The 443-nt window shown below is 67.3% G+C and carries 1 protein-coding gene; it reads right to left on the bottom strand.

The genetic code is table 11. From position 1 onward, the window contains the following. Nucleotides 1-443 (bottom strand): hypothetical protein (locus B8460_RS19760; RefSeq protein ID WP_048863343.1); only part of this gene is annotated, 443 nt, incomplete at both ends.

Raw genomic sequence — 443 nt, 5'->3', positions numbered from 1 at the left:
CGCCGCATTCTCGGGCGCCGGCTTGGTCTCGGTCGGGGTCTCGTTTTCGTCAGCCATCTTAGTTTCCTTTGCATCTGCGCGCACGCCTGATGGCACGCCGCGATCCCAAACGCCCTCGGGCACCAACGCCAGGTGATCCAACAGCGTCGGCGATCCCTCGATCAACAGCCGCCGTTCATCGTCCAACTCGATCGTCTCGCACCCGTCCGCCACGGTGAACACGACAGCCGGCGACGTGGACAGCAGCCCCTCGGCGAGCGCCAAGTTGACCGCCGCGTCATAGACGCGCGCGACGCACCACACCTCGCGATCGTCTTTCGCCCATCCCAGCATCGTCGCGCCAACCGCGCGCCGCGCGTGATCCTCGGGGCGCATCGTTCCGGTGTCGGGATGATCCACCAGCACCGGAACACCAGCGCCGCACCGCTCGACGAACTCCGGCG

It is taken from the genome of Acidisphaera rubrifaciens HS-AP3 (genome assembly GCF_000964365.1).
Lineage (GTDB): Bacteria > Pseudomonadota > Alphaproteobacteria > Acetobacterales > Acetobacteraceae > Acidisphaera > Acidisphaera rubrifaciens.
This window is presented reverse-complemented; position numbering and strand designations above follow the sequence as displayed.